26 protein-coding genes and 1 tRNA gene are annotated in these 26,011 nt (G+C 69.7%); 11 read left to right on the forward strand and 16 right to left on the reverse strand.

Annotation, left to right across the window (positions count from 1 at the left end; translation table 11 throughout):
• The first annotated feature begins 7 nt into the window (after nt 1–7).
• Nucleotides 8–1,312, forward strand: a complete 1,305-nt coding sequence (locus tag P6281_RS23965) for a pyridoxal phosphate-dependent aminotransferase (RefSeq protein ID WP_008261567.1) — start codon at nt 8–10, stop codon at nt 1,310–1,312.
• 32 nt (nt 1,313–1,344) lie between these two features.
• A complete protein-coding gene (locus P6281_RS23970) occupies nt 1,345–2,625 on the forward strand; it encodes a YibE/F family protein (RefSeq protein ID WP_008261568.1) in 1,281 nt (426 codons plus the stop codon).
• A 59-nt stretch (nt 2,626–2,684) separates the two neighbouring features.
• On the opposite strand, the gene rfbA is transcribed toward P6281_RS23970, so the two are convergent.
• Genes rfbA through P6281_RS23985 form a run of 3 tightly spaced genes read right to left on the reverse strand, consistent with a single transcriptional unit; the run spans nt 2,685 to nt 4,743 of the window.
• A complete protein-coding gene (gene rfbA, locus P6281_RS23975) occupies nt 2,685–3,560 on the reverse strand; it encodes a glucose-1-phosphate thymidylyltransferase RfbA (RefSeq protein WP_008261569.1) in 876 nt (291 codons plus the stop codon).
• A 23-nt stretch (nt 3,561–3,583) separates the two neighbouring features.
• Nucleotides 3,584–3,958 carry a nuclear transport factor 2 family protein gene (locus P6281_RS23980; protein ID WP_008261571.1) on the reverse strand — a complete coding sequence of 125 codons (375 nt, stop codon included), beginning with the start codon at nt 3,956–3,958 and terminating at the stop codon, nt 3,584–3,586.
• 29 nt (nt 3,959–3,987) lie between these two features.
• Nucleotides 3,988–4,743: a maleylpyruvate isomerase family mycothiol-dependent enzyme gene (locus P6281_RS23985; RefSeq protein ID WP_008261574.1), complete on the reverse strand. Its 756-nt coding sequence runs from the start codon at nt 4,741–4,743 to the stop codon at nt 3,988–3,990.
• A gap of 100 nt (nt 4,744–4,843) precedes the next feature.
• Here P6281_RS23985 and P6281_RS23990 point away from each other — a divergent pair, with 100 nt between their 5' ends.
• Together P6281_RS23990 and P6281_RS23995 are read left to right on the forward strand one after the other, a co-directional pair.
• Nucleotides 4,844–5,500, forward strand: coding sequence for a class I SAM-dependent methyltransferase (locus tag P6281_RS23990; RefSeq protein ID WP_008261576.1), 657 nt, complete (start codon nt 4,844–4,846; stop codon nt 5,498–5,500).
• 249 nt (nt 5,501–5,749) lie between these two features.
• On the forward strand, nt 5,750–7,072 hold the full coding sequence (locus tag P6281_RS23995) for an MFS transporter (protein WP_008261578.1): 1,323 nt from the start codon (nt 5,750–5,752) through the stop codon (nt 7,070–7,072).
• 18 nt (nt 7,073–7,090) lie between these two features.
• On the opposite strand, the gene P6281_RS24000 is transcribed toward P6281_RS23995, so the two are convergent.
• The 7 genes from P6281_RS24000 to P6281_RS24030 all read right to left on the reverse strand — a co-directional run bounded on the left by P6281_RS24000 (nt 7,091) and on the right by P6281_RS24030 (nt 15,547).
• The gene (locus P6281_RS24000) at nt 7,091–7,552 is read right to left on the reverse strand and encodes a TauD/TfdA dioxygenase family protein (RefSeq protein WP_324738542.1); all 462 of its coding nucleotides are present in this window, start codon (nt 7,550–7,552) and stop codon (nt 7,091–7,093) included.
• A 114-nt stretch (nt 7,553–7,666) separates the two neighbouring features.
• Nucleotides 7,667–8,992 carry a UDP-glucose dehydrogenase family protein gene (locus tag P6281_RS24005; protein WP_008261583.1) on the reverse strand — a complete coding sequence of 442 codons (1,326 nt, stop codon included), beginning with the start codon at nt 8,990–8,992 and terminating at the stop codon, nt 7,667–7,669.
• Between the two features lie 96 nt (nt 8,993–9,088).
• Nucleotides 9,089–10,549: a DUF7159 family protein gene (locus P6281_RS24010; RefSeq protein ID WP_420029192.1), complete on the reverse strand. Its 1,461-nt coding sequence runs from the start codon at nt 10,547–10,549 to the stop codon at nt 9,089–9,091.
• A 164-nt stretch (nt 10,550–10,713) separates the two neighbouring features.
• Complete coding sequence (locus P6281_RS24015; RefSeq protein WP_008261587.1) at nt 10,714–11,820, reverse strand: DUF7159 family protein; 1,107 nt, start codon at nt 11,818–11,820, stop codon at nt 10,714–10,716.
• A gap of 170 nt (nt 11,821–11,990) precedes the next feature.
• Entirely contained in the window at nt 11,991–14,261 is a 2,271-nt protein-coding gene (locus tag P6281_RS24020) for a DUF7159 family protein (protein WP_050989398.1), read from the reverse strand.
• A gap of 48 nt (nt 14,262–14,309) precedes the next feature.
• Entirely contained in the window at nt 14,310–14,882 is a 573-nt protein-coding gene (gene dcd, locus P6281_RS24025) for a dCTP deaminase (protein ID WP_008261591.1), read from the reverse strand.
• A gap of 29 nt (nt 14,883–14,911) precedes the next feature.
• Nucleotides 14,912–15,547, reverse strand: coding sequence for a hypothetical protein (locus P6281_RS24030; protein WP_179300167.1), 636 nt, complete (start codon nt 15,545–15,547; stop codon nt 14,912–14,914).
• Between the two features lie 174 nt (nt 15,548–15,721).
• Here P6281_RS24030 and P6281_RS24035 point away from each other — a divergent pair.
• Nucleotides 15,722–15,795 (forward strand) — tRNA-Gly (locus P6281_RS24035).
• 10 nt (nt 15,796–15,805) lie between these two features.
• On the opposite strand, the gene P6281_RS24040 is transcribed toward P6281_RS24035, so the two are convergent.
• Complete coding sequence (locus P6281_RS24040) at nt 15,806–16,192, reverse strand: hypothetical protein (protein WP_008261595.1); 387 nt, start codon at nt 16,190–16,192, stop codon at nt 15,806–15,808.
• 255 nt (nt 16,193–16,447) lie between these two features.
• On the opposite strand from P6281_RS24040, the gene P6281_RS24045 reads away from it, so the two are divergent.
• Nucleotides 16,448–17,254, forward strand: coding sequence for a L,D-transpeptidase (locus tag P6281_RS24045; protein WP_095662984.1), 807 nt, complete (start codon nt 16,448–16,450; stop codon nt 17,252–17,254).
• A gap of 149 nt (nt 17,255–17,403) precedes the next feature.
• Here the strand turns inward: P6281_RS24045 and P6281_RS24050 are convergent, their stop codons facing one another.
• A complete protein-coding gene (locus P6281_RS24050; RefSeq protein WP_036389690.1) occupies nt 17,404–17,901 on the reverse strand; it encodes a hypothetical protein in 498 nt (165 codons plus the stop codon).
• 391 nt (nt 17,902–18,292) lie between these two features.
• On the opposite strand from P6281_RS24050, the gene P6281_RS24055 reads away from it, so the two are divergent.
• The 4 genes from P6281_RS24055 (at nt 18,293) to P6281_RS24070 (ending at nt 22,013) form a co-directional block, all read left to right on the forward strand.
• Nucleotides 18,293–18,631: a DUF732 domain-containing protein gene (locus P6281_RS24055; RefSeq protein WP_008261601.1), complete on the forward strand. Its 339-nt coding sequence runs from the start codon at nt 18,293–18,295 to the stop codon at nt 18,629–18,631.
• Nucleotides 18,632–18,784: 153 nt separating this feature from the next.
• Nucleotides 18,785–19,129 (forward strand): DUF732 domain-containing protein, encoded by a 345-nt coding sequence (locus tag P6281_RS24060; protein ID WP_008261604.1) that lies wholly within the window; start codon nt 18,785–18,787, stop codon nt 19,127–19,129.
• 44 nt (nt 19,130–19,173) lie between these two features.
• Nucleotides 19,174–20,577 (forward strand): mannitol dehydrogenase family protein, encoded by a 1,404-nt coding sequence (locus P6281_RS24065; RefSeq protein ID WP_014385954.1) that lies wholly within the window; start codon nt 19,174–19,176, stop codon nt 20,575–20,577.
• The gene (locus P6281_RS24070; RefSeq protein ID WP_008261608.1) at nt 20,574–22,013 is read left to right on the forward strand and encodes an FGGY family carbohydrate kinase; all 1,440 of its coding nucleotides are present in this window, start codon (nt 20,574–20,576) and stop codon (nt 22,011–22,013) included. Before P6281_RS24065 ends, P6281_RS24070 begins: the two co-directional genes overlap by 4 nt.
• Here the strand turns inward: P6281_RS24070 and P6281_RS24075 are convergent.
• The gene (locus P6281_RS24075; protein ID WP_008261610.1) at nt 21,949–23,457 is read right to left on the reverse strand and encodes a bifunctional phosphatase PAP2/diacylglycerol kinase family protein; all 1,509 of its coding nucleotides are present in this window, start codon (nt 23,455–23,457) and stop codon (nt 21,949–21,951) included. The genes P6281_RS24070 and P6281_RS24075 overlap by 65 nt on opposite strands.
• 41 nt (nt 23,458–23,498) lie before the next feature.
• On the opposite strand from P6281_RS24075, the gene P6281_RS24080 reads away from it, so the two are divergent.
• On the forward strand, nt 23,499–24,272 hold the full coding sequence (locus P6281_RS24080; RefSeq protein ID WP_008261612.1) for a hypothetical protein: 774 nt from the start codon (nt 23,499–23,501) through the stop codon (nt 24,270–24,272).
• On the opposite strand, the gene P6281_RS24085 is transcribed toward P6281_RS24080, so the two are convergent.
• The 3 genes from P6281_RS24085 to P6281_RS24095 all read right to left on the reverse strand — a co-directional run bounded on the left by P6281_RS24085 (nt 24,260) and on the right by P6281_RS24095 (nt 26,008).
• Nucleotides 24,260–24,931 (reverse strand): GAP family protein, encoded by a 672-nt coding sequence (locus P6281_RS24085; protein ID WP_008261614.1) that lies wholly within the window; start codon nt 24,929–24,931, stop codon nt 24,260–24,262. The two genes, P6281_RS24080 and P6281_RS24085, sit on opposite strands and share 13 nt — an antisense overlap.
• A 66-nt stretch (nt 24,932–24,997) precedes the next feature.
• Nucleotides 24,998–25,672, reverse strand: a complete 675-nt coding sequence (locus tag P6281_RS24090; protein ID WP_008261616.1) for a GAP family protein — start codon at nt 25,670–25,672, stop codon at nt 24,998–25,000.
• A gap of 30 nt (nt 25,673–25,702) precedes the next feature.
• Nucleotides 25,703–26,008 carry a hypothetical protein gene (locus P6281_RS24095; RefSeq protein ID WP_008261617.1) on the reverse strand — a complete coding sequence of 102 codons (306 nt, stop codon included), beginning with the start codon at nt 26,006–26,008 and terminating at the stop codon, nt 25,703–25,705.
• Nucleotides 26,009–26,011 lie beyond the last annotated feature (3 nt).

The raw sequence follows: 26,011 nt of genomic DNA on the forward strand, positions 1-26,011 counted from the left end.
AATTTCAGTGGACAGTGATGGCACCATTGGTGATGTGACCACCCACCAGCTGCCTCATCAGCTGCCACCGCACCCGTCGGCCCATCACCGGCAGCAGCGCACTTTCGCGCAGTCGTCGAAGCTCCAGGACGTCCTGTACGAGATCCGCGGCCCGGTACATCAGCAGGCCGCGCGGCTGGAGGCCGAGGGTCATCGCATCCTCAAGCTCAACATCGGCAACCCGGCGCCGTTCGGCTTCGAGGCGCCCGACGTGATCATGCGCGACATGATCCAGGCCCTCCCGTACGCGCAGGGTTACTCCGACTCGCAGGGCATCCTGCCGGCCCGCCGCGCGGTGGTCACCCGCTACGAGTTGGTCGACGGATTCCCCCGCTTCGACGTCGACGACGTCTACCTGGGCAACGGGGTCTCCGAGCTGATCACGATGACGCTGCAGGCCCTGCTCGACAACGGTGACGAGGTGCTGATCCCGTCACCCGACTACCCGCTGTGGACGGCGTCGACGTCGCTGGCGGGCGGCACCCCGGTGCACTACCTGTGCGACGAGACGCAGGGCTGGCAGCCCGACATCGCCGACATGGAGTCCAAGATCACCGACCGCACCAAGGCGCTGGTGGTGATCAACCCGAACAACCCGACCGGCGCGGTGTACACCAGCGAAGTGCTCACGCAGATCGTCGAATTGGCGCGCAAGCACGAGCTGCTGCTGCTCGCCGACGAGATCTACGACAAGATCCTCTACGGCGACGCCAAGCACATCAACCTGGCCTCGCTGGCGCCGGACATGTTGTGCCTGACGTTCAACGGGCTGTCCAAGGCCTACCGGGTGGCCGGGTATCGGGCCGGCTGGCTGGCGATTACCGGGCCCAAGGACCACGCCGGCAGCTTCATCGAGGGGATCAACCTGCTGGCCAACATGCGCCTGTGCCCCAATGTCCCGGCGCAGCACGCGATCCAGGTCGCCCTGGGCGGCTACCAGAGCATCGACGACCTCGTCCTGCCCGGCGGCCGGCTGCTCGAGCAGCGCGACGTCGCCTGGACCAAGCTCAACGAGATTCCGGGGGTGTCCTGCGTCAAGCCGGACGGCGCTCTCTACGCCTTCCCGCGGCTGGACCCCGAGGTCTACGACATCGACGACGACGAGCAGCTCGTCCTCGATTTGCTGCTGCAGGAGAAGATTCTGGTCACCCAGGGCACCGGCTTCAATTGGCCCGCACCGGATCACCTGCGCATCGTGACCCTGCCGTGGGCCCGCGATCTGGCGGCGGCCATCGAGCGGCTGGGCAACTTCCTCGTCGCCTATCGCCAGTAAGCACCCAGGAAAACGCCTCTACGCTCGACCGGGTGACGCACTCCCACTCGCACAGCCTGCCGCCGGGCCCGTCCGGCATCGATCCGTTGCCCGCCAGGATCGTCGTCGGGCTGCTGGTCGCGATCGGAGTGGCGGTGGCCGTCGGCGCGATCCTGTTGTGGCCTAGTCGGCAGCGCGTCGACATCCCGATGCCGCTGCAGAACGCGTCCGGCGGCGCGGTGAGCACGCAGGCCGGGCACGTGCTGTCCAGTGGGTTGGGCGACTGCGGCAGCCCGTCGGTCAGTCAGGTCCTCACCGGCCCGCCCCAGCCCGCAGCGCCCGGCGCCGGGCGCTGCGTGTTGACCCAGGTCGCCGTCGATTCCGGGCCGAACGCGGGCGCCACCACCCTGCTCGAGTCCTCCCCTGGGCCGGGTCAACCGAAATTTGCGGTGGGCGACCGCATTCGGGTCGTGCGCCAGGTCGACGACCAGGGCGCCACCAGCTACGCGTTCTACGACTTCGAACGGGGTTGGGCGCTGGTCGGTTTGGCGATCGCGTTCGCGGTGGTGATCGTGGCCGTGGCGCGCTGGCGCGGGCTGCTCGCGCTGGTGGGCATCCTGGTCGCGTTCGTGGTGCTGGTCATGTTTCTGCTGCCGGCCCTGCGGGACGGCGCCCCCGCGGTGCCGGTGGCGCTGGTGGCGTCGGCGGCGATCCTCTACGCGGTCATCTATCTGGCCCACGGGGTCAGCCTGCGGACCAGTGCCGCGCTGCTGGGCACCCTGTCGGCCCTGCTGCTCGCAGCCGGATTATCTTGGGCGGCAATACAATTGGCGCATCTCACCGGTCTGTCGGACGAGCAGAACACCACCGTCAGCGCGTACCTGGGCAACGTGTCGATCGGTGGCCTGCTGCTGGCCGGTTTCATCATCGGGTCGCTGGGTGTGCTCAACGATGTGACGGTGACCCAGTCCTCGACGGTGTTCGAGCTCGCCCGCCTCGGGGGCTCGCGGCGAGCGATCTTCGTGGGCGCCATCCGGGTGGGGCGCGATCACATCGCCAGCACGGTCTACACGCTGGTGCTGGCCTACGCGGGCAGTTCGCTGCCGCTGCTGTTGCTGTTCAGCGTCGCCAACCGCTCGCTGACGGACGTGCTGACCGGGGAGAGCGTGGCCATCGAGATCGCCCGCTCGGCGGTGGGCGGGATGGCGTTGGCGCTGTCGGTGCCGCTGACCACGGGGATCGCGGCGGTGCTGGCGAAGCCTAGCGGCGGTCGCGAGCGGGGCCGTGGCGATCGCAAGCGCGGCGAAGCCGGGCGCAGCGGGTCGCCACCATAGGTTGAAGCCGCGCGCCGGGGGCACCTCCCGCTTGCGGGGGACGGGCCGCCGCTACCGGCCTAGTGAAACCGGCTCCGCTCCAACAGGTTCAGCAGATAGGAGCCATACCCGGACTTGAGCAGGCTGTGCGCGCGCTGCGCCAATTGTTCATCGGTGATCCAGCCCTGCTGCCACGCCACCTCCTCGGGCACGCTGACCTTGAGGCCCTGGCGTCGTTCCAGCGTGCGGACGAAGTCGCTGGCGTCCAGCAGCGAGTCGAACGTGCCCGTGTCCAGCCAGGCCGTGCCGCGGGCCATCACCTCGACCGAGAGCCGGCCCCGGTTGAGATAGATCTGGTTGACCTCGGTGATCTCGTACTCGCCGCGCGCCGATTTCTTGAGCCCCTTGGCGATTTCGATCACGTCGTTGTCGTAGAAGTACAAACCCGGCACCGCGTAGTTGGATTTCGGTGTCTTGGGTTTCTCTTCCAAGGACAGCGCCAGGCCGTCGTCGCTGAATTCGACCACACCGTAGGCCGACGGGTTGGCCACCCAGTACGCGAAAACCGCTCCCCCGCTTATGGTTTGGAATCGGCGCAAGCTGGTGCCCAGTCCCGGTCCGTAGAAGATGTTGTCTCCCAACACCAAAGCCACCGACTCGTTGCCGATGTGGTCGGCGCCCAAAACGAACGCCTGAGCCAGACCGTCGGGCCGGTCCTGTGTCACGTAGGTGATGTTGACGCCGAATTGCGAGCCGTCGCCCAGGAGCCGCTGAAATCCCGGCGCGTCATGCGGGGTGGTGATCACCAGGATGTCACGGATTCCGGCCATCATCAGGGTGGACAGCGGGTAGTAGACCATCGGTTTGTCGTAGACCGGCAGCAACTGCTTGCTGATGCCCGTGGTGATCGGATGCAGGCGGGTGCCCGACCCGCCGGCCAAGATGATTCCGCGCATGGATAGCTCCTGTGCCTGTGGTCCTAGTCGACGGCGTCGGATTCGGTGAGCTCGGTGGCCGCCAGCGCCGACGCGAGGCTGTCGTGCCGGAACACGGAGGTGACGTGGTCGCGCACCACCCGGAACGTCAGCGCGGCGTCGCTGGCGGCCCCCGGATCGCCGGTGCTGCCGGGTTTGAGTTCGACGGCGACGACACCGTCGTGCACATACATGCGGCCGAGCTCGGTCGCCGGCCGGTGCGAGGCGGCCCAGCTGCGCAGCGCCTCGTGACCCTGTGCGGCCCCGTGCGCGTCGCCCATCTCGATGTCGTCGCTGGACAGGGAGGCCAAGGTCTCGATGTCCGCGGCGTTGAGGGCATCGTGCCATGCCAGAACGGTGGCGATCTCCGATGTGGTCATGGTGTGCAAATTACCGTGCGGCGCCGCGGCTAGAGCGGCGTACGGTCCAACCAGCGCTCCCACACGGCTTCGTCCCCGAACAGTTGGACGCCCGTGTCGGCCAGCGGGCGCCGGCGCAAAATCGCCAGCAGCAGCTCGGTGGCGCCGCCGCGCAGCGCCACGCTGCCCTTGCCGTGCTCGTGCGACCACGTGACCCGGCCCTGATCGACGGCGGCCGTCCACTCCCCGGCCTCGCCGAGGCCGGGGTCGGTGGCATGCAGGTGCAGGGTGGTCCCGTCCTCGAGGGGAAGCGGCGCCCCCTGGCCGCCCGCCTGGATCGCGACCCGCTCCAGCCATTCGGTGATTCCGTCGGCCGCGATGTCGGGCTCGAGGGCGAAATCGGTGCCCAGCGCGATCGCGGCGTCGGCCCGGTGCACGGCCACCTCGTGCAGCCGGCGCCGGATCCACCAGTTCGCCGGGCGCGGCCCGAGGAACGTCCAGACCGGCGTCTCCACCCCGGTCAGCTCGACGGCGTCCACCAGCCGCTGGGCGCCGCCGTGGAGCCAGGAGATCGCGTCGGCGGGGTCGGGCGGCGGCTTGCCGCCCTCCACGGTGCGGGGGTCGAGGTAGCTCTCGAGCCGGTCGCGCACGATCTGGGCCGCCCAGCGGTCGCCGCGCCCGACGTGGCGGAACAGCTGCCGCAGGGTCCACTCCGGGCAGGTGGGCACCGGCGTGGACTCGTCGGCACCGTCGAACAGCTCCGCGAAAGCCCGGTTCTCGTCGAGGAATGCGCCGGCATAGTCCACGCCGGTCAGGCTACTCGCGTGGGCCGCGCCCGCTCGCCTTGCCGTGGGGATCCCGCGCCCTGCAGACTGTCGTCGATGACGAGGCGATGGACCAGGTGCCGTGCTTGCTGACAGCGCGGGCCTCCCGGACGCGCACGCGGCGATCCGCGCGTTTTGGGAGCGCGAGGGTTCGGAATATGACCAGCGGGCCGCGCACGGTATCTCCTCGGAGCCGGAACGTCGACTGTGGACGGCGGCGCTGAGCGCAATCCCGGAGCGTTCGCGGGTGCTCGATATCGCCACGGGCACGGGCTTTGTCGCGTTGTTGCTGAGCGAGCTCGGCCACCGGGTGACCGGCGTGGATGCCTCCGAGGCGATGTTGGCCCGGGCCCGCGCCAAGGCCGCCGCCACCGCCGCGACTGTCGAGTTCGTGGAGGGTGTCACCGAAAAGCTGCCGTTCCCCGACGCCAGCTTCGACGCGCTGACGGCGCGGCACTTCATCTGGACCTTGCTCGAACCGGAGAAGGCCTTCGCGGAGTGGCGGCGGGTGTTGGCCCCGGACGCGACGCTGATCGCCGACGTCTCGCTGAACCCGCATGTGGCGAGCCACCATTACGCCGACGACGTCGCCGCCGCGTTGCCGTTTCGCGCACTCTCCGACGCTGCGCCGGTGGCCGACGCGCTCCGGTCGGCCGGGTTCGAGCACGTTCGGATCGACCTTTCTCGAGATGGCGGGGAATACCCCCGAGCCATGCTGCACGCCCGGCCCGGCCAATAGCGCAGAGCCGCAACATATTTCATGGCTGTGGCGCTGGATGGCGGGCGCCGGGTTCCTCCGAAATCGGGTTGTGCCGCGTAATCAGTTGCTTTCAAGCTGATTTCAACCGTCGTCAATCGCGCCCGATGGCGCTGAACTTGGCAGGGGCTCCGGACGGTCGTACTCGCCGCGATGCCCCACTCGCGCCGGTCATTTCGATCGCCGGCGCGGGTGCGCGGAGCTTGACCGGCCGACCATTCGGAGACCTCGATGACGATCGCAGAACAGGAAAGCAGCCGGGCGGCGACCCCGCTCGAAGAGGCGGCGCCAGTCCCGGGCATGCGCCGGGTGGCGCTGGCCAGTCTCGCGGGCAGCGTGCTGGAGTGGTACGACTTCTTCCTCTACGGCTTCGCGGCCACCTTGGTCTTCGGTCCGCTGTTCTTCCCGCGCGCTTCGGCCACGGCCGGAGTGCTTGCCGCACTTGGCACTTTCGCGGTGGGGTTCGTCGCCCGCCCGCTGGGCGGGGTCGTCTTCGGGCACTTGGGTGATCGCCTCGGACGCAAGAAGATGCTGGTGGCAACGCTTTTGATCATGGGCATACCGTCGTTTCTGATCGGGTTGCTGCCCAGCTATAGCGCGATAGGATGGTCGGCGCCCGCGCTGCTGGTGTTGTTGCGGTTTCTTCAGGGGGTGGGGCTCGGCGGCGAATGGGCCGGCGCGGTCCTGGTGGTCACCGAGACCAGCACGCCACACCGCAGCGGTTTCTGGGGATCGCTGGTGCAGACCGGGGCGACCCTGGGCCAGGGGTTGGCCACCGGCTCGCTGTTCATCCTGGCCTCGTTGCTGAGCGAGCACAGTTTCGTGACTTGGGGTTGGCGGGTGCCGTTCCTGTTCGGGATCGCGCTGAGCGTGGTCGGCCTGTTCATCCGGCTGCGGGTGATGGAATCGCCGGAGTTCACCGCGCTGCACCGCAGCGGCGAACTGTCGCGTTTCCCGTTGCGCGAGGCGGTGCGTCAGCACGGCCGCACCATGCTGGTCTGCTTCGGGGTCTATTTGGGCGGCGTGACCGTCCCGTTCTTCGTCGAGACCGTCTTCCTCACCGGCTACGGCACCAAAAGCCTTGCCCTGCCGGCCTCTTCGGTGCTGCTGGGCATCTCCGCCGTGCACGTCACCGTGTTCTGGGTGCTGACGCTGCTGGGCGGCTGGCTCGCCGATCGGGTCGGCGCGCCGCGGGTGGTCCGCGCGGGCCTACTCGGATTGCTCGTGTTGCCGACGGCGGGGCTGCTGGCGGTTCTCTCCGCCTCGTCGACGGTGGCGGCGCTGCTGATCACCGAGACCTTGATCGGCGCGCCGATGTGGGTCGTGTGGGGCGCATTGCCCAAATACCTCGCCGAGTCCTTCCCGGCCCGGGTCCGCTACACCGGAATGTCGTTGTCCGGCCAGAGTTCCACCATCATCGGCGGGCTCATCCCGTTGCTGCTCACCTCGGTGGTCGCCCAGGTGGGCGGGGCGTTGTGGCCGGTAGCGCTGACCACCACCGCGGTGGCGGCGTTCGGGCTGCTCGGCCTGCTGTGGTCGCACCGGAGCCCGTGAGGTCGGGTCCACGCCCTGTCAGGCGGCCCCGAAGAACTGGCCCTCCAACGGCTCCGATGGGCGCCCGTCCGGGCCGACCGGGATGTCGCCGACCAGCGTGATCCGATGCAGCACGCGCTCGTGATCGAGATGCTCGAAGTCGCGCGGCGCGAGATGCAACGTGGCCCGATTGTCCCAGAACGCAACGCTTCCCGGCTCCCACTTGAATCGAACCGAATACTCCGGGCGAGAGATCTGCTCGAACAACAGGTCCAGGACGTGACGACTCTCCCGCGGGGACAGGTCGACGATCTCCTTGGTGAAGAACTGGTTGACATACACCACGCGCTCGTTGGTCTCGGGGTGCACCCGAACCACCGGATGGATTGCCGCCAACGGCTTACCGCGAACCAGCTCGCCGATCTTCTCGGCGCTGCGTTCGAATGCCAGCGTGGCACCGAACCGGTGCTCGCCGGGAAGCCCGTCGATGAAGCCACGCACCAGTTGTGAAAGGCCTTGGTAGACACCTACGGTGTCGGACTTTTGAGGGTAACGACGATCCGATCCCGCGAGAGCGGTTGAAATCGGACTGAAGGAAAGCCCGCTCTTATGTCCCTACGGTCGCGGCGCGCCGAGCCGATACACCCGCCAGCCCGCCCGCTGCCACCGGGCGGTGTCCAGGCAGTTGCGGCCGTCGACGATGACGCGGGCGCGCACCCCGTCGGCCAGGTCGTCGGGATCGAGCTCGACGAATTGCCGCCACTCGGTGAGCACCAGCACGGCATCCGCGCGCTCGCAGGCCTCTTCGACCGAGACCGCATAGTTCAGGGTCGGGAACAGGCGCTGCGCGTTGTCCAGCGCCTTGGGGTCATAGACGTTGACCGCGGCGCCGTTGAGCTGCAGTTGCCCCGCCACGTTGAGGGCGGGCGAGTCGCGCACGTCGTCGGATTCGGGCTTGAACGCCGCGCCGAGCACCGCGACGTTGGCGCCCAGCAGCGACCCGCCGCACGCCGCGCTGGCCAGTTCCACCATCCGGGTGCGGCGACGCATGTTGATGCTGTCCACCTCACGCAGAAACGTCAGCGCCTGGTCGGCCCCGAGTTCCCCGGCGCGCGCCATGAATGCCCGGATGTCCTTTGGCAGGCAGCCACCGCCGAAACCCAAACCGGCGTTGAGGAATTGGCGTCCGATGCGGGGATCGTATCCGAGCGCATCCGCCAGCAGGCTGACGTCTGCGCCGGCCGCCTCGCACACCTCGGAAATGGCGTTGATGAACGAGATCTTCGTCGCCAGAAAGGCATTGGCGGAGACCTTGACCAACTCCGCGGTTTGCAGATCCGTCACCAGGAACGGCACCCCCGCGTCCAGCAGCGGACCGTACAGCTCACGAACCGCGGCCTCGGCGCGCACCGAATCCTGGTGGACCCCAAGCACAATGCGGTCCGGGCGCAGGGTGTCCTGCACCGCGTAGCCCTCGCGCAGAAACTCCGGATTCCAGGCGATTTCGACGTCCACCCCGCGCGGCGCCAGCGCGGCGGCGCGTTGGTTCAACTCGGCCGCGGTGCCCACCGGGACCGTCGATTTGCCCACCAACACCGCCGAACTGGTCAACCGGGGCACCAACTCGTCGATCACGGCATAGACGTGGCGCAGATCGGCGCCGTATTCGCCCTTCTTCTGCGGTGTGCCCACGCCCAGGAAGTGCAGGTCGGCGAAGTCGGCGGCCGCGTCGTAGTCGGTGGTGAACCGCAGCCGACCCGCAGCCAGGTTCTCGTTCAACAACTTTCGCAAGCCTGGCTCGTAAAAGGGGATGTCACCCCCGGCGAGCTTGGCCACCTTGCCCGGGTCGATGTCGATCCCGAGGACGTCGTGTCCGAGCGCCGCCATCCCGACCGCGTGGGTGGCACCGAGGTATCCCGTGCCGAACACGGTGCATCGCATACCACTGGTGTAAGCGACCCCGATGAGCTAACCGCGTCGCCGGGCTAAGCGGGAGGCAAACGGAAGATGACGGGTGGCCGCCGCTCCGCCGGCCTATTAAATCCCCGGGATGCCCGGGATGTTGATGCGTGGGCCACCCCCGCCGAATCCGCCGTGACCGTGGCCACCGCCGAAACCGCCGCGCGGCCCGCCGCCGAAGCCGCCGCGCGGGCCACCGGGGAAGCCGTCGTCGTGGTCCCCGTGGCCTCCGCCGTGACCGGGGCCCCACCCGCCACCGGGCGGACCGCCGATGCCTGGGATCGGCAGCGGGATCGGCACCGGAACGGGCGCGACCGGCGGCGGAGCGGGCGGCGGGGCCGCCGGAACCGGAATCGGCGCGGGCGCCACCGGGGCCGGAGCCGGAGCGGCCGGAGCCGGCGCGGGAGCCTCTGGAACGGGCGCCGGCGCCTCCGGGGCGGGCGCGGGAGCCGCCGGCGCCTGGGCAGGCGCCGGAGCCGGGGCCGCGGGCGCCGGGGCGGGCCGAGTGGGCGCGACCACGACGTTCTCATTCGGGCTGGGCCGCACATTCGCCGTCGGGCGGATGGCGATGGCCAGTGAGACGACCAGCGCCACCACGCCGATGACGAAGACCGCCGCCACGGCGCTGCCCACCAACCTGAAGTTGCGCCCGCGATAGTCCGCGCCGACGAGCTCGGTCGCGGCGGTCTGCGAGCCGGTGAAGAAGTCGTCGGGGTCGTCGGGCACGGCGCTGTACGCCAGGGCATCCACCCCGGCGTCGCCGGGTGCGTCGAAGTAGCCGGGCGCCACGGCCAGCGGATTGATCGCGCCGGTGCCGGGATCCTGCGCGTACGCCAGGGCCGCGGTGGACGACGCGAACAGCGGGGCATGCGCCGACGCCAGCGCGGCGCCGCGGGCCAGCGCCGTTTCCGGTTCCTCGGCCGCCGTCAACGGCAGGGTGGTCGCCGCCTCCAGCGCGGGCTTGATCAGCGGGATGTCGATGCCGGAGCCGACGACGAACACGGCGTCCGGGCGGCTTTCCATGTTCTCCGCGCCGGAGACCAGCCGCGTCAGCTCGGCGACGGCCGCCTCGTCGTCTTCGGGAAGGACTTGGCGCCGGACGTCGGCGATGGATCCGTCGGCGCTGTCGACGATCGCCAGCGTTGCGGTGTCGGGCTCGATGTAGAGCAGCGCGGTCTGCGCGTAGTTGGTTCGGTGGCCGACCGCTTGGGCCAGCGCGGCCGCGGCCAGGAAGGCCGAGACCAGCATCACATTTTCGACCTTGTGGGCGGCGAGCTTGTCGCGCAGCGCGGCCGCCTCGACGGGGTCGGTGAAGGTGACCCCGGTCGACGCCAGTTGGTAGCCACCCTCCGCCGCGCCCTGACGCGTCCCCAAGATGGCGGAGACTACCTGGTCCGAGGCGGTGACAGTTGCTGCGTCAGTGGACGTCGTCACGTCGAAATTGTCTTCATCGACGGTCGCACCGTCGCCGTTTTCCCCCTCGACCAGCACCATCCGGACTGCGGTCGGCGCCATCGACACACCAAGTACGGTGTCCAAAGCTCCTCCAATAGTCGGTTGCTAGTCATTCGCGGTGAGGGCGTCGCCGTCGCACGAAATGATGGCGCGTGACATCGCTGAGTCCCCACCGTTATTCCCCTAGTGCCCCGATTTTACGCGTGTTCGGCGGCCGGGGGGTGGGCCGGGACCCGTCCGCGGCGGGGCTAGGGGACCGGAAAATCGGGCCCCAAATGGCGATGCAGCCAGTCGTCCCAGTGTGGGTGGTCGCCGGATTGCGGCGGGGACGGCGCAGGTGCCTGGGGCGCTTCGGGCGTCGGGGCTTCGGGCGGCGCCGGCGCAGGGGGCGGCGGCGGGGGCGGGCCGGTGTTCGGGGGCGACGGGGCCTGCGGAGCGACGACGTTCGTGCTGACCTCCGGTGGTTGGCCCGTGTCCGGATCGCGGCCGAAGACGAGCGCGAGCGCCAACGCGACGAAGCCGGTGACGAAAATGGTCATCACGAGCGCGACGGTGGCCGCCGGCTTTCGGCTGTGCCGCTCGCGTGACCGGGCGGCCCGCGCGTCGGGGTTGTGGGCGGACCCGGTCGCCTCGGTCGAGGAAATCCGCGCGGACGGCATCGTGATCGTCCGCGGCGCGCCCAACCGTGCGTTCGCCGCGGCCAGCGAGGCACCCCGGGCCAGGGCCATCTCGGGTTCCTCAGGCGTGGTCACCGAGAGCGACGTGGCGGCCTCGAGCGTTGGCTTGATCAACGGGATGTCCACGTCCGAGCCGACGAGGAACAGCCCGTCAGGCCGCGCCCGCATTGATTCGGCGCCCGAGACCATCGCCGTCAGCTTCGCCAGCGCGACGTCGTCGCGGCCGGGCAGCGGGTGCCGGTGCACGTCGGTGACGGTCCCGTTGGAGGTGTCGACGACCGCGAGGGTCGCGCTGGTGGGTTCGACGAGCAGCAACGCCGTGCGGGCCCAGTTGGTCGCGCTGCCCATCGCCTGCGCCAGCGCCGCGGCGGCCATCACCGCCGAGACCAGCATCACGTTCTCGATCCTGCGCGCCGCCAACACATCTCGCAGGGCCGCCGCCTCGGCCGGGTCGGTCCAGCTCACTCCGCTCGATTTGAGCTGGTAACCGCCCAGGGCCGCGCTGTCGCGGGTGCCGAGAATGGCCGCGACGACGTGATCCGCGGCGGCAGCTGGGGTCGGGTCGCCGACGACGTCGAAGCCGTCCTGATCGACGGTCACCCCGCCCGCGGCAGCGCCTTCGACGAGCACCATGCGGACTGTCTCCGGTGCCATCGACACACCGAGTACGACCTCCACCGCTCCTCCAAATCGCCAGACGCTTGGTTGCTGTGCTGCGCCAGCACAGCCGCGCCGGCGCCGCATGGGGGTTCGCGACGCCACCCTAGCCTGCTGAGTTATCGGTGGCCGTGACCGCCGAAGCTGTGCCCCATGCGCCGCTTGGTGGGAGGAGGCTCGGCAAACCGAGGCTATTTGTGGCCGCCGCCACCGCCACCGTGACCGCCGCCGAAGCCACCGCCGCCACCGTGACCGCCGCCGAAACCGCCCAGGCCGCCGCCGCTGTGGCCGCCGCCGAAGCCGCCCAGGCCACCGCCGCTATGCCCGCCGCCGAAGCCACCGCCGCCTTTAGGCGCCGGCGCAGCGTGGCCACCGCCAAATCCGCCGCCGGGCGCAGGAGCGTGCCCGCCGCCAAGTCCGCCGCCGGGCGCAGGAGCGTGACCGCCGCCAAGTCCGCCGCCGGGCGCAGGAGCGTGGCCGCCGCCGAGTCCGCCCGGGCCGCCCCCACCAGGCTTCGGTACGCCGCCACCCGAACCGGGCGTCGGGACATGGCCGCCACCCGAACCCGGGGTCGGGACATGGCCACCACCGGAACCACCCGAACCCGGCGTCGGGACATGGCCACCACCGGAACCACCCGAACCCGGCGTCGGGACATGGCCACCACCGGAACCACCTGATCCGGGCGTCGGCACGTGACCACCGCCGGAACCACCCGACCCGGGCGTCGGGACATGGCCGCCACCGGAACCGCCCGACCCGGGCGTCGGCACGTGGCCTCCGCCGGAGCCGCCCGACCCGGGCGTCGGGACGTGGCCGCCACCGGAACCACCCGAACCGGGTGTCGGCACGTGGCCGCCACCGGAACCACCCGAACCCGGCGTCGGGACATGCCCACCACCGGAACCCCCCGAACCCGGCGTCGGCACGTGACCGCCACCGGAGTTACCCGGAGCGCCCGGCTTGGGCGGGGTGCCTTCACCGGGAGGCGTTTGATGCGGCGGCGACTGCGGAACGGTGCCGCCCACCTTCGGGGGCGTCGGCGGCTGAGGAATTTGCACCGGCGGTTGCGGCCGCGCCGGTTGAGGGATTGACACGCGCGGCGGTGCCTCGAACAGCGGCGGCCTTACCACCGGGTTGGGAACAGGGATGCGCACCGGCACCGGGACTGGCAGGGGCGGAACCACGACGGGAACGGGGACCACCGGCGGCGCCGCCGGTACGGGAGGGGCTTCCGGCGGCGGAGGCGCGGGCAGCGGGGCCGCGACCGGGGGATTCAACGGCTTGGGGGCCGCCACCGGGGCCGGCAGGCTGATCTTCGCCTCCGGCGCGGACGCCTGCACCGGCGCCGGCGCCTGCTCGGTGGGAACGATCAGGTGCTGGTTCGGGGTGGGCTGCAACGCGACGGTGCCCGTCGTGCGGATCCCGATCGCGAGCGCGATCTCGAGCGCCAACACCGCGCTGATGCCAGCCACCGCCAGCCCGCTGCCGATCAGCAGCGCCGGCCGCCGCTGCGGCTGACTCTCTTCGGGAAGGAAGAGCCGTTCGATGACCACGGTCGGCGAGTCGGCGTCCTCATCGGCCACCGCGCTGTAGGCGAGCTCGTCGTCGCCGGCGTCGGGACCGAACGGGACATAGAGGTACTCGGGCAGGGAGTGCTGGTCGACGGCGCCGGTGCCGGGGTCCTGCGCATAGGCCAGCGCGGCGGTCGAGGAGGCAAACAGCGGGGCATTCGCCGACGCCAGCGCCGCGCCGCGGGCCAGCGCCGTCTCCGGCTCCTCGGCCACGCTCACGTCGAGCGCCGTCGTCGTCTGCAGCGCCGGCTTCAACGGGGCGACATCGACGCCCGAGCCCACCACGAACAGCCCGTCCGGGCGGTATTCCAGCTTCTCCAGCCCGGCGACCATTCCGCTGAGCTGCTCGGCGGCGGCGCCGTAGGACTCGGCATGGATCTGCTGCTTGTACACATCGGGGATGGAGCCGTCGGAGGTCTCCACGACGGCCAGCGTGGCGGTATCGGGCTCCACCAGGAGTACGGCGGTGCGTTCGTAACCCATTGCGCCGCCGACGTTTTGCGCGAGCGCCGCCGCGGCAAGAAACGCCGAGACCAGCATCACGTTGTCGAGCCGGTGAGCGGTCAGCGCGTCGCGCAGGGCGGCAGCTTCGAACTGATCGGTCCACGTCACCCCGATGGACGACAGCTCGAGGCCGGCATCGGCGGCACCCTCACGGGTGCCCAAGATCGCCGAGATCACCCGGTCGGACGCGCTCACGGTCGCCGCGTCGTCGGCGCCGGTGACGTCGATCGCGTCCTCTTCTACCGTGGCGCCGTCGGCGTATTCGCCTTGCAGGACAACCATTTGGATCGACGACGGTGCCATCGACACCCCGAGCACGATATCCAAAACAAACCCCTCCAAAGGCATTGCGGTGAACCACGGCCAGGCGGAGGTAAAAACCATGGCTAACTAAGTATCGCGCAGAACGGGGGCGAGCGGGCCCCGCAGAACCTATGTAGACGATATGAAGTTCTGATAGGAGCGCGACGGCGTGGGTCCTCGCTGGCCCTGGTACTTCGAGCCCACTCTCGAACTGCCGTAAGGGTGTTCGGCCGGGCTGGTCAACCGCAAGATGCACAGCTGACCGATCTTCATGCCCGGCCACAGCGTGATCGGCAGGTTCGCGACGTTGGACAGTTCGAGGGTGATGTGACCGCTGAAGCCGGGATCGATGAAGCCGGCGGTCGAATGCGTCAGCAGGCCGAGGCGGCCCAGCGACGACTTGCCCTCCAGCCGTCCCGCGAGGTCCTCGGGCAACGTGATGAGCTCCAGCGTCGAGCCGAGCACGAACTCGCCGGGATGCAGCACGAACGGCTCCCCCTCGACGGGCTCGACAAGGGTGGTCAGCTCGTCCTGCTGCTTGGCCGGGTCGATGTGGGTGTAGCGGGTGTTGTTGAACACCCGGAACATGCAGTCGAGGCGAACGTCGATGCTGGACGGCTGCACCAGGGCGTCGTCGAAGGGGTCGATGCCCAACCGGCTGGCGCTGATTTCGGCCCTGAGGTCGCGATCGGAGAGCAGCACGCGACGAGCCTATCTGCTGCGCAGCGGGTTCAGCGGAGATAGACCTCGTCGCCGGTCGGATATCCGCCGCCGGTGGTCGTGACGTGCACGTGGTCGTAGTGGCCGAGCCGGCTGGCCTGCGCTCCGCCGGGTGTGTAGTAGACGCCCCGCCAGATCGCGTCCTGGATCCCGAACCGGGTGGCGTTCTGCATCACGTAGGCGACGATCGAGTCGCCCAGCGCGATGCCCTCGGCGCTGCCAGGGTTGGGGATCATGACGTCGAGCGCCAACCCCCGGGGATGCCAGGGCAGCGAATCCGGCCGCACCCCACCGATCTCGTGGATCTGGGGGAACTCCGCGCTGATGCTGCGCTCGACCAAGATCGTGCGGACCTGAAGGCCCTGCTCCGGCGCGACGCCGGCGGGCAGGAAGCGCGATCGCGTGTGGTAGCGCGATGCCGCGGCGGGCTCGCCGTCAACCAGCCCTTTAGCGGGCCGCTTCGACGCGGCTGTCACGATTTGCACGCAACAGGGGGCGGGCTCGCTGATCACGGGTTTGGCCTGGTTGTGCGGTGCAAATGGATGGACATCGGCGGACACCGCGAAGAACACCGCCGCGGGGGCGAGCACCGCAGCCAGGGCCACTGACGGTCTACGTCGCTTCCTGGCTAATTCGTGTCGACCCACCCGGAGCACATTACGTTGCGATAACGAAATAATAAATCTGAGCGTTATGAGAATAGTTAGATAGGCGTCTTAGATTTCGTGGTCGCGCTCCTGGGCCGGGTTGTCGGGGGAGGTCAGGCCGCCCGGGCGCGCCTGCCGGCCCGGTGATGGATGCTAGCCTTCTGAGGCGACTGTGCCGATGTAGTTCAATGGCAGAACATCAGCTTCCCAAGCTGAATACGCGGGTTCGATTCCCGTCATCGGCTCCACGATGACAGCTCAGGCTGCGGCAGCCAGCGTCCGCGCGTAATTCACTTGCTGGGTGACACTGATCGTCGCCTGAGGTCCCGCAGCGGGAAGCAGTGTCGAGTGGAAGAACCCGTCGCCCTGAACGGTGACCTGGATATAGCCCGTGTATCTGCGGTCCTTCATCAGCAGGAAGAGCAGTCCCAGCAGGCAAAACCAGACGAAGATGATGCAGAGGACAATGCCGGCGGTGGAGATGCTTTCCGAATAGTGCGACATGTCGGTCACGGTCCACACCGTGCCCTTTATCGGGTGCACGCCGGCCGGCGTTGCTACCCAATGCTGCGAGAAAGAGATGTCGCCGAGTGTCCCCAGCCATTGCTCGGGCTCGCCACCCTGGTACTTGATCGGGTCTGCCACTCGGCGATTAAAACACGGACACTCCGCTGGTAAGAGCCGAATTTGAATTGACTCTGCCAGCGGGGCGGGGCGCGCGTCTCGCGGCTTCACAATTGCCCCGGTCGCCCGTCTCGTCGCCAGGCCGCCGAACTAAACGTCCGTATCCAAAACGTGACCGTTGCGTGCCCAAATATCCACGTGCCCTTGCGGTTTCGCAGGTCAGACGCCATTTATCATCCCTATTGCAACGATGTCAGTTAAAAGGGAATTGAGGCCATGCGGACCGGTGTTCGGTGTGTTCTTGGGGTCGTCGGGGTCGCTGCCGGGATGGTCGTAGCGCCGGCCGGTGTGAGCCTCGCGTCGGCCAACCTGTCGCATGGCCCGGCCATCGCATCGGTTTCACCGACGCGCGGCGAGGTCGTGGGCGTGGCGCATCCCGTGGTGGTGACGTTCCGTGCTCCGGTCACCGACCGGCGCGCCGCCGAGCGGGCGGTTGAGGTCAAGTCGACGCCCTCGATGACGGGCAAGTTCGAATGGCTCGACAACAAGGTCGTCCAGTGGGTGCCCGACCGATACTGGCCGGCGCACAGCACAATTGCGCTGACGGTGGGCCAGGCGACCTCGGAGATCAAAACGGGCCCCTCGGTCATCGGCGTGGCCAGCATCTCGCAGCACACGTTCACCGTGAGCATCGACGGAGTCGAGGCGGGACCGCCGACCCAACTCCCGGCGCCGCATCATCGGCCGCACTTCGGGGAGCAGGGCGTGATGCCGGCCTCGCTCGGCAGGCCGGAATACGCGACGCCGGTCGGCTCGTACACCGTGCTCTCCAAAGAGCCTGCGGTGACCATGGATTCGAGCAGCGTCGGCATCCCTGTCGACGACCCCAACGGTTACCTGCTCACGGTCAACTACGCCGTCCGCATCACCAACCGCGGACTATTCGTGCACTCGGCCCCTTGGGCCGTCCAATCACTGGGGCTCGAGAACGTCAGCCACGGCTGCATCAGCCTGAGCCCCGATGACGCCGAGTGGTACTACAACCACGTCAACGTCGGCGACCCGGTGATCGTCCAGGACTAGCGCCTCAGTCAGACCGAGCTGCGTCAAGCGGCGCCCTCGCAAACGAAGCTCCGCACCCACATGCAAGCCGGGTGCGGAGCTTCGATTGTTGGGGCACGCAACGGAACGGGCCCGCTGGTAGGAACCAGCGGGCCCGCACACATTCGGGCTCAGCTCGCGGGGCCCGGGCGAATCGGCTGACCGGACGTCGGCCCGCCGGTGGGCGCCGGGCCGGTCGGCGCGTCCTTCACCCCGGCCATGTCGATGATCGGAGCGGCCGCCTCCAAGGGAGCACCCGCCACCGGGCCGCCCAGGGCGATCAGCGGCGCACCGGCGGGCACCACCGGCACCGGCGGCACGACCGGCACGGGCGGCGCGAGCGGCAGTGGCGGCACGATCGGCACCGGAGCACCGAGCGGCACCGGTCCGGGCACGGCCATGGGCACGCCGGACATGTCAGTGAGCGGCGCCGCGCACATGTCCGCCGGCGCGCCCGCGGCCACGGGACCTCCGGCGGCCGGCGCCGCGTCGCCCGCTTGCCCCTGGATGCACGCGTGGCCGCCCGTTATCAGCGGGGCGGCCGCCGCGTCGGGGCTCAACGCTATAGCTGCTCCGCACAACCCAGCGCCGGCAACTACTTTCATGTTGAACCGATCGACGATCGCCATCAGCGCCAACTCTCCTTCATTCACGCTCAGCTATTTCCGCAATCAATCAGTGCAGCAGGCCCGCCTAGCCGTACCGAGGCCGTCCTTCACGACCGGGCCAATTGTCAGCAGCCGACACGCGACACGAGCCACGCCGCACCGCGCCGTTTCCAAATGGTGACGTCACAACGCTGTCACGAATCGGAACACCGCCGACGGACATCGCTGACCTGCGCCGACACGCATGCGTTCTGGGGCTTCTCCCGGGGTCGGCCGCCGACTTCGAATCCCGCGGACTTTATTTACCCGCAGGTCATTCACAGGGAATTTTTGATGCACAAAGTCTGTCCAGGAGGTTACATAGAAGTGAACACCGTGAGAGCAACCGTTGACAGACAGAGGGGAAGGGCATATGTCACCACGTCGTCTAGCTGGCGGTTTCATCGCCTCGGCGCTGTTCGGTGCCCCGCTTCTCGCCGGCCTCGTCTGGGCCAGCCCCGCGCAGGCCGACGCGGCCAGCTTTCTCAATGACATGCACAAGGACGGGATCCACGCCGTGACCGGCGGCGACGCCGCACTCCTGGAGGCGGGCCTGAACATCTGCCAGCAAATTTCCTGGGGCGCCCCGCCCGCGCAGCTCGAGGGCCTGGCGCTGCAGCGCTCCGACGAACGACAGGGAGCCGGCGGCCTCAGCCCCCAGCAGGCCGGCGACATCGTCGTCTTCGCCATGCGCGATCTGTGCCCAAGCTAGCCACGCCGAGCTGAGTCCTCGCACACCGCGCGCGCAGCCGCGCGGCCAGTCTTCGCCGACTATTCATCCTCCGGATCTCCCGCGCGGCGGTCCATGCACTTTTGTGTAAAGGTGCATCATCCGCATCGCGCAAAGACACAAGGAGAACGTGGGATGGCGGCACGCAGGCTGCACGGCCGGTTCATCGGAGCGGCGCTGACGTTGGGTCCACTTCTGATCTCGGGAATTGCCTGGGCCGGCCCGGCGCGGGCCGACCAGGCCGCCTTCCTCAACGACCTGCACAACGCCGGGATCCACGCCGTCGACGGCGGCGACGACGCGCTGTTGCAGATGGGCGCGGATCTGTGTCAGCAGCTTTCGTGGGGCGCTTCGCCGCAGCAGCTGGAGCTGCTGGCGCTGCAGCGCTCCGATGCCGACCAGGGCTCCGGCGGGATCAACGGCCGCCAGGCCGCCGACGTGGTGATCTTCGCCCTGCGCGACCTCTGCCCCAACGCCTAGCAATCAGCTAGCCGCAGCGGACTCCGCGCTAAGGTGACACTCGAGTGAAGCTGAACGCACGGAACCTGACCGGTCTCGACATCCCCGTCCCGACCTATGACCGCAGCCAAATCGGCATCGGCATAGCGCATTTCGGTGTCGGCGGCTTTCACCGCGCCCACCAGGCTATGTACATCGACCGGCTGCTCAACGCCGGGCTCGCGCGGGACTGGGGCATCTGCGGTGTCGGCGTGCTGCCGGGCGACCAACAGATGCGCGACGCGCTGCGCGACCAGGACCACCTGTACACGCTGACCCTCGAACACCCCGACGGCACGCGGGAACCGCGGGTCATCGGCTCCATCGTCGACTTCCGTTATGCGCCTGAGGATCCCGACGCGGTCATCGAACTGCTCGCCGCCCCGGCAACCCGGATCATCTCACTCACCATCACCGAGGGCGGCTACCAGCCGCCCCTGAGCGCGGTGTTCGGGTTGGTGACCGAGGCGTGCGACCGGCGCCGGGCGCGCGGCCTGCCCTCCCCCACCGTCGTGTCCTGCGACAACATCGTCGGCAACGGGGACACGGCGCGGCGCGCATTCACGTCCTACGCACAGCGCACCAATCCCGAACTCGCACAGTGGATGAACCAGAAGACACGCTTTCCCAACTCGATGGTCGACCGGATCACGCCCGTGACCACGCCGGACGTGGCCGAGCGGCTGGAGGCCGAATACGGCGTGCGCGACGCCCGGCCCGTGGTGGCCGAGCCGTTCGCCATGTGGGCGATCGAGGACGACTTCGCCGACGGGCGCCCGCCCCTGGACCAGGCCGGTGTGCAGCTGGTCGACGACGTCGCGCCGTACGAGGCAATGAAATTGCGGTTGCTCAATGCCGGCCATCAGGGCCTGTGCTACTTCGGATACCTGGCCGGATACCGCCTGGTGCACGAGGCCGCCCAGGATCCGGTGATCGCCGAATTCCTGGCCCGCTACCTGGATTCGGAGGCCATGCCGACGCTGACACGAATCCCGGGGCTGACCGAGTTCCGCAACCAACTACTCCCCCGGTTCGCCAACGCCTACGCGCGCGACACCGTCGCCCGGCTGTGCACCGACTCCTCGGACCGCATCCCGAAATGGCTGCTGCCGGTCGTGCACGACAATCTGCGCACCGGCGGTCCGGTGCGGCTGTCCGCGGCGATCGTCGCGAGCTGGGCCCGCTACGCCGAGGGCGTCGACGAACAGGGCCAACCGATCGAGGTGATCGACCGGCTGTCCGACACGTTGGTGCCGCTCGCCCGCTCGCAACGCGACGACCAGGACGCGTTTCTGGCCAACCGCCCGGTGTTCGGCGACCTCATCGACGCCCCGCGCTTCCGCGACGCCTACCGGTGGACCCTGGACTGCCTGCACCGCCGCGGCGCGCGCGCCACGCTGCGGGCCCTGGTCGGGGACGACGCGTCATGACGCTGGTCGCCGGGATCGACTCCTCGACGCAATCCTGCAAGGTGCTGGTGTGCGACGCCGAGACCGGAGCGGTGGTCCGCGAGGGCCAGGCCGGCCACCCGAGCGGGACCGAAATCGACCCGCGCGCTTGGGAATCCGCCGCGCGAGAGGCCATTGCGAACGCGGGCGGGCTGGATGGCGTCGATGCTGTGGCCGTCGGCGCGCAGCAGCACGGCATGGTGTGCCTGGACGAAACCGGCGCGGTGGTGCGGCCCGCGCTGCTGTGGAACGACGTGCGCTCGGCCGACGCCGCGCACGCCCTCGTGCGCGAGCTGGGCGGGGCGCGCGCGTGGGCCCAAGCCGTCGGCGTCGTGCCGCTGGCCGCGATTACCGTGGCGAAGTTGCGCTGGCTCGCCGACCACGAGCCGCGCCACGCGGACCGCACCGCGGCGGTCTGCCTGCCCCACGACTGGCTGACGTGGCGGTTGCGCGGTGACGCCGACATCGCGGGGCTGACGACCGATCGCAGCGACGCCAGCGGCACCGGCTACTACGACGCCGCCACTGGCGACTACCGCCTCGATCTGCTGGAACTGGCGCTGCGCGGCCGACGTCCGCGGCTGCCCACCGTGCTGGGCCCATCCGACGGGACAAGCAGTGGCACAACACTATTCGGTGCGGGTCTGGGCGACAACGCCGCCGCGACGCTGGGCCTCGGCGCCCAAGAGGGCGACGTGATCGTCTCGATCGGCACGTCGGGGGTGGTGGCCGCGGTCACCGCGGATCCGGTCCGCGACGACGCGGGGTATGTCGCCGGATTCGCCGACGGCACCGGGCGCTACCTTCCGCTGGTGTGCACGCTCAACGGCGCGCGGGTGCTCGACGCCGCGGCCGCGATGCTGCGGGTCGATCACGACGAGCTGTCGACGCTCGCGCTGTCGGCGCCCCCGGGCAGCGAAGGTGTGGTCATGGTTCCCTACCTCGAAGGTGAGCGAACACCCAACCGGCCCAACGCAACCGGGGCATTGCACGGCCTGCGGGTCTCCAACGCGAACGCGGCCAACCTGGCCAGGGCCGCGGTGGAGGGACTGCTGTGCTCGCTCGCCGACGGCGTCGCGCATCTGGCCGCGCGCGGTGTCGTCGCGCGCCGCATCCTGCTGGTCGGCGGCGGCGCGCAATCCAGGGCGCTGCGCGAGATAGCGCCGGCAGTGTTCGGCATGCCGGTGCTGGCGCCCGCCCCGGCGCAGTACGTCGCGGCGGGCGCGGCGCGGCAGGCGGCCTGGGCGCTGAGCGGCTCGCCCCGGCCGCCTGCGTGGGAGCCGCCGCCGACGCACGAATACACCGCCGAACCCTCGCCCGAGGTGCCCGCCCGCTACGCGCGGGTGCGCGATCTCACCGAGGGGGCCGCGCGTCGGGAAGCGGACGAAACACCGGAAGGATCCGGTATTTCGCGGTGAAGCGGGCCTGGTCGTATTTGTCCCCGACCTCGCCGTCGCGGGCAACGGTCGTGGGGCCGTCGACGGCGCTGAAGCTGAATTCGGGCACCTGTAACTCGTGGTAGAGCGGGCTGCGTTCCAGCCGGCCCAGCGCCAGCGCGGTCAGGATCCGGGTCCTGGCCCATGGCCGGCCCGCCTCGAGGATGCGAACATCGATCAGGCCGTCGTCCATGCGGGTCCGCCGCGCCGGCGCGAAACCGGTGGGCAGGTACAGCGAATTGCCCAGGAAGAACAGCGAAGTCAGCAGGGTCTTGTTGTCGTAACAGATGCGCACCGGCTCTTCCTTGCGCAGCGTGCGCAGCATCGCGTAAAGACCCGCCAGCGGCTTGCCGATGCGCTTCTCGAGCTTTTCGCGCCGCCGCACGAACGCCGGGTAGGCGCCGATGCTGGCGGTGTTGAGCACCATCTGAGAGTCGTTGAGGCACACCAGGTCCACGCACGCCACGCTGCCGCGCCGAATCGCGTCGACGGTCTTGGCCACGGTGTCGCAGCCGATGTCCTTGGCGAAGTGGTTGAACGTGCCGGCGGGGAAGACCGCCAGCGGGAGCCCGGCGTCGATGGCCACCCCGGCCGCGGCCGCCACCGTGCCGTCGCCACCGCCCACCGCGAGCACCTCGGCGCCGGCGGCCGCGCCACGCAAGACCTCGACGGGGTCGTCGTCGGGACCCAGCTCGCGGATGTCCACCTTCGGCAGCTCGGCGCGCACCTCGTCGAGCACGCGGGCCCCGGTGCCGCTGCCCGACTCCGGGTTGATGACCAGGACCACGCCGGCGCCGTCCGGCCGCGGCGGCGTCTCGACGCGCAGCGGTTCCGTTCGCGGAAGGGCGGTTTCGACGATCGGCGGCACGAGGCGGCCACCCAGCACGGCCAGGCCGGACCCGATCCCGAACCCGGCGACGACGTCGCCCGGGTAATGCGCGCCGGTCGCCACCCTCGACAGGCCCACCAGCCCGGCCAGCAGCGCCAGCCCGAAGCCCAGCGGCGGGTTCTCCAGGCCGACCCCGACGGCGAACGCGGCCGCGCTGGCCGAATGCCCCGACGGCAGGGAATTCGACGTCGGGCGGCGGCGGACCTGCCGGACGAGGGGCACCAAGTCGTAGCCGGGACGCGGGCGCCGCCGGATGCGCTTGGCGAACTGGTTGGTGACCAGGCTGGTGGCGGCCAGCGTCACCAGCCCGCGGGTCGCGCCGCGCTGCGCGCTGTGCCTGCCGGTGGCCAGCAGGGCCGCGCCGATGGCCAGCCACAGCTTCGAATGGTCGGCCGCGCGCGTCAACCGCGGCATGACCGTGTCCAGCAGCGGGGTGTCCGTCTCGGCGATCGCGTCGAACAGCTCGCGATCCAGCGTGCCGAGTCCTCGGGTGATCTGTTTGACGCCGCGCGCGCGTCGCCAGGGCCGCCTGTTCATTCGCTCCACCCTAACCATGGGTGACAATCGATCGGAAAGACATGGACGCACAGGGCTATTGCACGAGATGGCGGGAGAACGCCGAGCGCCGCGGCGTGCCCCCGCACGCGCTCGCCGAGATCAGCCGGCGCCACGACATCACGCGCGCCAGCTTCGTGGTCCTCGCGAGGATGCAAGAGATCAAGGACCCGGCCGGCCAATCCTTCTTCCTGCTGCCGCCCAGCGCCGGCGGGGGCGACGCTCGCGCGGCGGCGCTGATGACCTACATCCTGAACGCCGGCAGCGATTACGGCGCGGCGGGCAAGCGACCCACCGACTTCCCGGCCACCCCTCACTGCGCCGCCGAGGTGACCCGAATCCGCTTGCGGCAGCAGGCAAACGGCTGGAGCTACACCCGCGACGTCCCGTTCGTGCACCGCAACGGGGGGCGCCTGGTCACCACCCCCAACGGCATGCTGATGGGGTTGGGCGGCAACTGGATCCAGCGGCTGTTCAGCCAGCGGGGCGGCACCACGTGGGGCGATATCTTCATGGTGAACCTGGGCCGGCTCGACGACCCGGCAGAGCAGCTGTGCCGGGTCGTCGCCTCCGGGCACACCTGGTGCCTTGACGGGCACGGCGCGCCGCGCTGCACCCGGCTGGACCTGGACCGGGTGCTGCACCACGAAGAGCGGCACGCGCAGCAATGGGCGGCCCGCGGCTATCTGGGCATGCTCACCGGCTACGGTCGGGAGTTGTTCCGCGAGTTGGCCTTTGGGGCGACCAACAGGCTCGAAGCCGACGCCGGCCTGGCCGACGGCGGCTACAGGGCGTGAATCCCGTGGTAGAGCACCATCGCGCCGATCACCACCAAGACGGCCGCGAGCAGGGCGGCGTTGTTGCGGTCCATCCAGTCCTTGAGGCGCGCCAACGTGTCGTCGAGGCGGCTGCCGGCGGCCACGTAGGCCAGGATCGGGATCGCGACGCTTGAGGCCGCGATGGCGACGAAGAACGCGGCGGCCGCCCAGTCGCCGGCGACGCCGAGCCCGCTGGTGCCGATCCCCAATCCGGCCGGGACGCAGATGAGCGCCACGTCCGGGCGCACGAGGGCTAGCACCGCGCCGGTGATCCCGGCGCGGGCCGGGGTGATGTTGGCGAACGAGCGCATCCACGCCGGCGACTCGGATTGGTCGTTTCGGCGGAGCCACCGGTAAACGCCGAACGCGATCAGCGCCGCGCCCAGCACCACGCGCAGCCACGACGACCACCGCGGCGGCGCCTTGTCCAAGCCGCCGAGCAGCCCGGAGGCCGCGACGGCCAGCGCCGTCAGCGCGGCCAGGCTGAGCAGCCAACCGCCCAGGAACGCCAGGCTGCTCGGCCGCGGCCGCGGCGCCTGCAGCACCAGCACCGCCGGGATGACCGTGAGCGGCGACAGCGAGATGACCAGTCCGAGCGGAACGAGCCCGGTCAGCACCGTGCCCCAGCTTCCTGCCATGGGCGGCATCCTCCCATTGCCGTGCCGAAGTGACGCCGAAACGCGCCGGAGTCGGCCGAACGCGGGTCAGGCCAGCGCGCGAATCCCGTTGTAGAGCACGATCAACCCGATCAGGAACAGGATCACGGCCAGCATCGCGTCGTGGTTGGCCTCCATCCAGGCCTTGAGACGTTCCAGCGTTCCCTCGAAGCGGTCACCCGAGCCGGCATAGGCCAGGATCGGGATCGCCACCGTCGACGCGGCGACGACGACGAAGATCGCGGCCGCGACCAACTCGCCGCCGGCGCTCAGGCTGCTGTTGCCGACGGCCAAACCCGCCGCCGCGCACAGGATGAGCACCTCGGGCCGCAGCGGCACCAGGACCGCCCCCACCACCCCGGCGCGCGCCGGGGAGAGCGTGGAAAACGACCGCATCCACCGCGGCATGCTGCGGTGGCGGTGCCGGGTGAACCAGTGGAACGCCGCGAGCGCGAGGAGCGCCACCCCGAAGACCAGGCGCACCCAGGACGCCCATTTCGGCGGGGTCGCATGGAAGCCGCTGAGCGCCTCCGAGCCGGCGACGAACGCCGCCGTGAAGGCGACCAGCCCCACCAGCCAGCCGCCGAGGAAGGCGAGACTGGCCGGGCGCGCCCGGGGCGCGTGCAGCACGAGCACCGCGGGGATGACCGTGATCGGTGACAGCGCAATGACGGCCGCCAGCGCGACGAGCTTGCTCAGGACCGAGGCCCAACTTGCGTCCACGGGCAGCAATCATCGCATTGCGCGGTGCGGTCAGGCTTTGCGGCGCAGCGTCCAGGCCGGCACCCAGTGCGTCACGGTCTTGCGCCGGGATCCGTAGGCGACGGGATAGGTCACCAGGCCCCACCAGTCGCCCTGCTCGCACAGGGCCCAGCAGCTCAGCCGGCCCTCGACGACCTTGTGCAGCTGCAGCCCGTTGGGCTGATAGCGCCCCGAGCGGTGCGGCTCACGCGGGAACAGCACCGTCAGGTCGACCAGGACGGCGATGGGCGGGCGGACCGCGCGAAACGGGTCACGGACCGGTTGGCCGTTGTACCCGATCGATGCGAGCCGTCCCATTGA

This window comes from Mycobacterium sp. 5-140-3-2, from assembly GCF_035666375.1.
Taxonomy (GTDB): domain Bacteria; phylum Actinomycetota; class Actinomycetes; order Mycobacteriales; family Mycobacteriaceae; genus Mycobacterium; species Mycobacterium intracellulare.

Excerpts from the sequence above, each read along its gene's own strand:
- P6281_RS24045 (WP_095662984.1), top strand. The coding sequence starts at position 16,448 with ATGCGGACCGGTGTTCGGTGTGTTCTTGGGGTCGTCGGGGTCGCTGCC.
- P6281_RS24080 (WP_008261612.1), top strand. The coding sequence starts at position 23,499 with ATGGACGCACAGGGCTATTGCACGAGATGGCGGGAGAACGCCGAGCGC.
- P6281_RS24070 (WP_008261608.1), top strand. The coding sequence starts at position 20,574 with ATGACGCTGGTCGCCGGGATCGACTCCTCGACGCAATCCTGCAAGGTG.
- P6281_RS24095 (WP_008261617.1), bottom strand. The coding sequence starts at position 26,008 with ATGGGACGGCTCGCATCGATCGGGTACAACGGCCAACCGGTCCGTGAC.
- P6281_RS24055 (WP_008261601.1), top strand. The coding sequence starts at position 18,293 with ATGTCACCACGTCGTCTAGCTGGCGGTTTCATCGCCTCGGCGCTGTTC.
- P6281_RS23980 (WP_008261571.1), bottom strand. The coding sequence starts at position 3,958 with ATGACCACATCGGAGATCGCCACCGTTCTGGCATGGCACGATGCCCTC.
- P6281_RS24075 (WP_008261610.1), bottom strand. The coding sequence starts at position 23,457 with ATGAACAGGCGGCCCTGGCGACGCGCGCGCGGCGTCAAACAGATCACC.
- P6281_RS24060 (WP_008261604.1), top strand. The coding sequence starts at position 18,785 with ATGGCGGCACGCAGGCTGCACGGCCGGTTCATCGGAGCGGCGCTGACG.
- rfbA (WP_008261569.1), bottom strand. The coding sequence starts at position 3,560 with ATGCGCGGAATCATCTTGGCCGGCGGGTCGGGCACCCGCCTGCATCCG.
- P6281_RS24050 (WP_036389690.1), bottom strand. The coding sequence starts at position 17,901 with ATGGCGATCGTCGATCGGTTCAACATGAAAGTAGTTGCCGGCGCTGGG.
- P6281_RS24005 (WP_008261583.1), bottom strand. The coding sequence starts at position 8,992 with ATGCGATGCACCGTGTTCGGCACGGGATACCTCGGTGCCACCCACGCG.
- P6281_RS24085 (WP_008261614.1), bottom strand. The coding sequence starts at position 24,931 with ATGGCAGGAAGCTGGGGCACGGTGCTGACCGGGCTCGTTCCGCTCGGA.
- P6281_RS24020 (WP_050989398.1), bottom strand. The coding sequence starts at position 14,261 with ATGGTTTTTACCTCCGCCTGGCCGTGGTTCACCGCAATGCCTTTGGAG.
- P6281_RS23995 (WP_008261578.1), top strand. The coding sequence starts at position 5,750 with ATGACGATCGCAGAACAGGAAAGCAGCCGGGCGGCGACCCCGCTCGAA.